A 6155-nucleotide genomic window follows, 5' to 3' on the forward strand; every position below is an offset into this window, starting at 1 on the left:
CACCCGGCGGGGTTCGCCCCGTCGCCTTCCTGACGCGTCCCTTGCGCGGCTCGGCGCGGGGCGCCTCCCCGGCTGCGGCCCGCTGCGCCGGACTCCGTCCGTCGGGCGGCCGGGGGATCACCACCCGGCGGGGTTCGCCCCGTCCACCGCGAACACCGACCCGTCCGGCGCGGAGGCGTAGACCTTGCCGTCGGCGACCACGGGGGCGGGGAGCGTCGGCGCCAGTTTGTCCCCGCCCATCCGGGGCTTCGTCTGCCCCACCAGCCGGTGCGTCGCGGCGTCCACCGCCAGCAGCCGCCCGTCCAGGGCCGTGAGGTACACGCGGCCGTCACCGACGGCGGGAGCCGACGCCGCCGTGACACCCGTTTCCAGCCGCCACTGCTCCCGCTCCCCGCTCACGGCGGCCAGCGCCCCCGAGGTCCCGAAGACGTACGCGACCCCGTCGGGTCCGACCGTCGCCTGGGCCTGCAACATCGGCGCCAGCAGCCGGACGGACCGCACCGCGCGCGATGCCAGTTCGACGCGCACGACCGAGCGGGCCATCAGCCGTGCGTCGTTGTCCAGCAGGTAGAGGCTGCCGTTCGACAGCCCGAACGGCTCCACCGTCCCGGCCACCCGCACCTGTGTCCGCGCGGCCCCGTTCGCCGGATCGACCACCGTCACCAGCGTCGACCTGCCGTCCGCGGCGGGGGTGGAGACGTACAGGACGGGCTCGCCGCCCGACCGCTCCGATCCCGCGCGCCAGGCGGAACCCACCCCGCCGAGCTGCTTCGTCCACTGGACGGCCCCGCTCGCCGCGTCCAGCGCAGTGGCCTTCCCGTCCGCCGCCGTGACGAGCACCCGCGCCCCGGCCGGAACCGCCTGCGCACCGCGCGGCATCTCGCGTTTCCAGCGCTCCGTACCCGTCGCCGGATCCAGCGCCCGGAGCAGCCGGCCGCCCTCCGTCACCGTGAGCACCAGGCCGCCGGCGTGGAGGGGAGCGCCGGTCTGCGCCGTGTCCGTGGACGTGCGGGCGGACCACCGCAGCGAGCCGTCCGCGGGGTCGAGGCGAGCGGCGGCGACTCCGGGCCCCGAGCAGTACAGGGCCGCGGTGTCCCAGGAACAGGTCGAGACCCGATTCCCCAGGGTCACCGTCCACGGCGCGAAGGACTTCGGCGTCGGCCCCGCGGCCCTCACCGCGGGCCGCCCCTGATCGGACGGCCCCGCGAGCCACGCGTACCCACCGATCGTTGCGCCCGCGAGCAGCAGCCCGAGCGCGGCCACCACGGCCCAGCGCCGCCACCGCCGCCGCCCGACGACCTTGGCCCCGGGACCGGCCCCGGGATCGGCCCCGGCCCCGGCCTCGACCTCGATCCGCTCCCGCCGGTGCGTGGCCTGTGCCGGCTCCACCGCCTCCGCCGGCCGCCGCGGCTGCGGTACGAACGCCTGGGTGTCCTCCGAGGTCGGATACGCGATCGCCCGCATCTCGGCGATCAGCGCCTCGGCCGTGGGCCGCTCCGCCGGCTCCTTGGCCAGGCACCGCGCGACGAGCGGCGCCAGCCGCTGCGGCAGCCCCGTGAGGTCGGGCTCGCTGTGCACCACCTGGTACGCCACCAGGTAGTGGCTGTCCGAGTCGAACGGCCCCCGCCCCGTCGCCGCGTGCACCAGCACCGCGCCCAGCGCGAAGACGTCGGCCGCCGTCCCCACGTCCCGGGGCCGCTGGAACTGCTCCGGCGCCATGTACGGCGGCGTACCGATCAGCTTGCCCGTCTCGGTCCGCAGATCGCTGTCGGCCGGCCGCGAGATCCCGAAGTCGATGACCCGGACCCCGTCGGGCGCCATCAGCACGTTGCTGGGCTTGAGGTCACGGTGCACGACCCCGGCCCGGTGGATGTCCCGCAGCGCCTCCGCCAGCCCGGCGGCGAGCCGGGTCAGCTCAGGGGGGTCCAGCACCCGCTCCCGTACCCGCTCGGCGAGCGTCGGGGCGTCGATGAACAGGGTGGCCATCCACGGCCGCTCCGCATCCGGATCGGCGTCCACGACGGGCGCGGTGAACGCCCCGCTCACCCGCCGCGCGGCCGCGACCTCCTGCCGGAACCGCGCCCGGAACTCCGGATCCACCGCGTGCTCGGGGTGAACGATCTTGACGGCGAGTTTCAGCCCCGACCCCGACGTGGCCAGACGGACGACACCCATCCCGCCGGAGCCGAGCACGGACTCAAGCCGGTACTGCCCGGCATACTCCGGAAGCCCCGCGTAGCCCGCGCGCAGCGAATGCACCGTTCACCACCCCCGCCGGAGCCTAGTCGATGGCCCGTACGCATCTCGAAGGTCCTGCTACCCTGCGCGAGTTGCGCAGAGCAACACCCATGGGGGGAGATTTCGCATGTCGGTTGAGAACGATTCAAGCCACGTCAACACGGTGGCCGACGGCTCCGGATTCCAGACGTTCCCGGTCGCACCGGGCTACCGTGTGAACGTCCGCAGCGGCCCGTCCACCACCTATCCGATCGTCAAGGTGCTTCCCTACGGGGCATCCGTGACCATTCGCTGCCAGACGCCGGGCGAGCGGGTCAGCGGCCCGTACGGCACCTCGAACATCTGGGACTGCATCGGCAACGGCCAGTTCGTCGCCGACTCCTACGTGAAGACGGGCGCCGACGGCTACGTGGCCAACCGCTGCGCCTGATCCCTCACCGGTCCGGCCCTCACCGGTCGGGCCCTCACCGGTCGGGCCCTCACCGGTCGGGCCCTCACCGGTTCGGCCCTCACGTGTCCGGCCCTCACCGGTCTGACACGTGAGACACACCCGGCCGCCCCGGCCCGGCGAGGGATAATCGCTGGTGTGAGCGACGACCAGCGAGACCAGACCCCCGCCGGGCCGGCGCAGGCCACCACCCCGGCCCCCGGACCGCAACCCGAGCCGATCCGGTTCTTCGGCACCACCTGGGTGAACCACGACGGCGGGTACGCCCTGCTCCGCGTCGGCCTCGCCATCGGCTCCCTCTGTACGGCGGTCGCCGCCGCGATGCTGCTCCGGTTCGCCTACGAGGGCCTGGAGATCGGCAACGTCGGCCCCTTCCTGAGCATCTCCGTCGTCGTCCTCTTCGCGATCGCCAGCTCCATCGCCTTCGTCAAGACCTGGGACTCCTTCAGCCGCCGCCCCGCCCCGTCCTCCGACGAGGCCGCGCTCAAGGGCCTGAAGACCATCGGTTTCATCGGATCCCTCATCGCCTACTTCCTCCGCTGCTTCGCCGAGGCGCCCGGAGAGAAGCTGCGCCGCGCCGAGTACGAGCGCGCCACCGCCGAATTCGCCCGCCGCCGCAGTTCCCGTACGGGCAACCCGGCCGCGCGCCGCCCCAAGCGCAAGAAGTAGAGCCGCCCCCGGTTGACGCCCCGGCACAGCCAGGAGCATTATTCATCACATGATGAATAACCCGCAGGCGCCACCCGCGGCGCCCACCGCCCCCACCGGCGAGCCGGCCCCGCCCGCCGTCCACGCCCACGGCCTCACCGTCGCCCGCGGCACCGGCCGCACCCCCCGCACCGTCATCGACTCCATCGCCTTCGACGTCCCCCGCGGCCGCATCACCGGCCTCCTCGGACCCTCCGGCTGCGGCAAATCCACCCTCATGCGCGCCATCGTCGGCACCCAGGCCCACGTCACCGGCACCCTCGACGTCCTCGGCCGCCCCGCCGGACACCCCGAGCTCCGCTCCCGCATCGGCTACGTCACCCAGGCCCCCTCCGTCTACGACGACCTCACCGTCCGGCAGAACCTCGACTACTTCGCCGCCGTCCTCGACCCCGGCCGCGCCGCCGCCGACCGCCGACGCACCGCCGTCGACCGCGCCATCACCGACGTCGACCTCACCACCCGCGCCGGAGCCCTCGCCGGCAACCTCTCCGGCGGCCAGCGCAGCCGCGTCTCCCTCGCCGTCGCGCTCCTCGGCACCCCCGAGCTGCTCGTCCTCGACGAACCCACCGTCGGCCTCGACCCCGTCCTGCGCCGCGACCTGTGGAACCTCTTCCACGACATCGCCGCCACCCGGGGCGCCACGATCCTCGTCTCCTCCCACGTCATGGACGAGGCCGAGCGCTGCCACGACCTGCTCCTCATGCGCGAGGGCCGCATCCTCGCCCAGGACACCCCCGACGCACTGCGCACCCGTACCCACTCCGCCACCGTCGAGGAGGGCTTCCTCCGCCTCGTCGACGAGGCCAACGCCCTCGCCACCCAGGAGCGCACGCCGTGACCGTCACCACCGCAATCAGTGGCGCCCGCACCACCGCCACCGCCGCCCGCGTCCTGCGCCAGCTCCGCCACGACCCGCGCTCCATCGCGCTGATGCTGCTGGTGCCCGTCCTGATGCTGACGCTGCTCCGCTACGTCTTCGACGGCGACGCCCGCACCTTCGACAGCATCGGGGCGTCCCTCCTCGGGATCTTCCCCCTCATCACGATGTTCCTGGTGACCTCCATCGCCACCCTCCGCGAGCGCACCTCCGGCACCCTCGAACGCCTCCTCGCCATGCCGCTCGGCAAGGGCGACCTGATCGCCGGCTACGCCCTCGCCTTCGGCGCCGTGGCCGTCGTACAGTCCCTGCTCGCCACCGGCCTCGCCCTCTGGCTCCTCGGCCTCGACGTGGTCGGCTCCCCGTGGCTGCTCCTGCTCGTCGCCCTCCTCGACGCGCTCCTCGGCACCGCCCTCGGACTCTTCGTCTCCGCCTTCGCGGCCTCCGAATTCCAGGCCGTCCAGTTCATGCCGGCGGTGATCTTCCCGCAGCTGCTGCTCTGCGGCCTGTTCGCCGCGCGCGACACCATGCAGCCCGTCCTCGAAGGCCTCTCCGACGTCCTGCCCATGTCCTACGCCGTGGACGGCATGACCCAGGTCCTCACCCACACCGACATGACGGCCGACTTCGTCCGCGACGTCGTCATCGTCGCCGCCTGCGCCCTGCTGGTCCTCGCCCTCGGCGCGGCCACCCTGCGCCGCCGCACCCCCTGACCGCGATCCGGACGCCTCGCCGCCGCACCCGGCCCTGGTGCGAGGATGAGCGGTGAGTACACGCATCCCAGGCGAGGTGGATCGGGCATGACCCAGACAGTCGCAGTCCTCGGCACCGGCAAGATCGGCGAGGCCCTGCTCAGCGGGATGATCCGCGGCGGCCGACCCGCCGGGAAACTCCTCGTCACCGCCCGCCGCCCCGAGCGGGCCGAGGAACTGCACACCCGCTACGGCGTCGAGGCCGTCTCCAACGCCGAAGCCGCCAAGCGCGCCGACACCCTCATCCTCACCGTCAAGCCCCAGGACATGGGCAAGCTCCTCGAAGAGCTCGCCCCGCACGTCCCGGCCGACCGCCTCGTCATCAGCGGCGCCGCGGGCATCCCCACCTCGTTCTTCGAGGAGCGGCTCGCCCCCGGCACCCCCGTCGTGCGCGTCATGACGAACACCCCGGCCCTCGTCGACGAGGCCATGTCCGTCATCTCCGCCGGCAGCCACGCCACCGCCGCCCACCTCCAGCACACCGAGGAGATCTTCGGCGGCGTCGGCAAGACCCTGCGCGTCCCGGAGTCCCAGCAGGACGCCGCCACCGCCCTCTCCGGCTCCGGACCCGCGTACTTCTACTTCCTCGTCGAGGCCATGACCGACGCCGGCATCCTCCTCGGCCTGCCCCGCGCCCAGGCCCACGACCTCATCGTCCAGGCCGCCATCGGCGCCGCCGTGATGCTGCGCGACAGCGGGGAACACCCCGTCAAGCTCCGTGAGGCCGTCACCTCCCCGGCCGGTACGACGATCAACGCGATCGTCGAGCTGGAGAAGCACGGCGTACGAGCGGCCCTCATCGCCGCCCTCGAAGCCGCCCGCGACCGCAGCCGCGAACTCGCCTCCGGCAACAGCTGACGGCCGCCGCACACCGGTACGGGCCCCCGCGCGAACGGGGGCCCGCCACCCTTCAGGGCTCCAGCAGTCCGATCGCCCGGTACGCCCGGTCCACCACCGGCCGCGCCAGCTCCCTGGCCCGCTCGGCACCCTCCCGCAGCACCTTCTCCACCGCCCCGGGATCGGCCGCCAGCTCCGCGTGCCGCTCCCGAACCGGCCGCAGCAGCTCCACCACCGCGTCGGCGACGTCCCTCTTCAGCGCGCCGTACCCGTCGTACCCCTCGGCGAGCAC

General features: G+C 73.7%; 7 protein-coding genes (1 of these 7 cut by a window edge). 5 read left to right on the forward strand and 2 right to left on the reverse strand.

Going from position 1 to position 6155, the window contains the following annotated elements:
* Positions 1–117: 117 nt before the first annotated feature.
* Positions 118–2259 carry a PQQ-binding-like beta-propeller repeat protein gene (locus OG982_RS16955; protein WP_266948815.1) on the reverse strand — a complete coding sequence of 714 codons (2142 nt, stop codon included), beginning with the start codon at positions 2257–2259 and terminating at the stop codon, positions 118–120.
* A gap of 106 nt (positions 2260–2365) precedes the next feature.
* Between OG982_RS16955 and OG982_RS16960 the strand changes: the two genes are divergently transcribed.
* The 5 genes from OG982_RS16960 (at position 2366) to proC (ending at position 5884) form a co-directional block, all read left to right on the forward strand.
* Positions 2366–2668, forward strand: a complete 303-nt coding sequence (locus tag OG982_RS16960) for an SH3 domain-containing protein (RefSeq protein WP_266785908.1) — start codon at positions 2366–2368, stop codon at positions 2666–2668.
* 156 nt (positions 2669–2824) lie between these two features.
* On the forward strand, positions 2825–3355 hold the full coding sequence (locus tag OG982_RS16965; protein WP_266785906.1) for a hypothetical protein: 531 nt from the start codon (positions 2825–2827) through the stop codon (positions 3353–3355).
* Between the two features lie 49 nt (positions 3356–3404).
* Positions 3405–4235: an ABC transporter ATP-binding protein gene (locus OG982_RS16970; protein ID WP_266948816.1), complete on the forward strand. Its 831-nt coding sequence runs from the start codon at positions 3405–3407 to the stop codon at positions 4233–4235.
* Complete coding sequence (locus OG982_RS16975; RefSeq protein ID WP_266785902.1) at positions 4232–4987, forward strand: ABC transporter permease; 756 nt, start codon at positions 4232–4234, stop codon at positions 4985–4987. The genes OG982_RS16970 and OG982_RS16975 overlap by 4 nt, the downstream gene beginning before the upstream one ends.
* 87 nt (positions 4988–5074) lie before the next feature.
* Entirely contained in the window at positions 5075–5884 is an 810-nt protein-coding gene (gene proC, locus OG982_RS16980; protein WP_266785900.1) for a pyrroline-5-carboxylate reductase, read from the forward strand.
* A 52-nt stretch (positions 5885–5936) separates the two neighbouring features.
* On the opposite strand, the gene trpS is transcribed toward proC, so the two are convergent.
* A protein-coding gene (trpS, locus tag OG982_RS16985) for a tryptophan--tRNA ligase (RefSeq protein ID WP_266785898.1) crosses the window boundary here: on the reverse strand, positions 5937–6155 show its end. It continues 780 nt past the right edge of the window; 219 of the gene's 999 nt are visible here — the last part of the coding sequence; the start codon falls outside the window, past its right edge — the gene reads right to left on this strand; the stop codon is at positions 5937–5939.

Origin of the sequence: Streptomyces sp. NBC_01551 (assembly GCF_026339935.1) — a bacterium.
Lineage (GTDB): Bacteria > Actinomycetota > Actinomycetes > Streptomycetales > Streptomycetaceae > Streptomyces.

What these genes read in the sequence shown, in the direction of transcription:
- OG982_RS16960 (WP_266785908.1), top strand. Translation starts at nt 2,366, where the DNA reads ATGTCGGTTGAGAACGATTCAAGCCACGTCAACACGGTGGCCGACGGC.
- OG982_RS16970 (WP_266948816.1), top strand. Translation starts at nt 3,405, where the DNA reads ATGATGAATAACCCGCAGGCGCCACCCGCGGCGCCCACCGCCCCCACC.
- proC (WP_266785900.1), top strand. Translation starts at nt 5,075, where the DNA reads ATGACCCAGACAGTCGCAGTCCTCGGCACCGGCAAGATCGGCGAGGCC.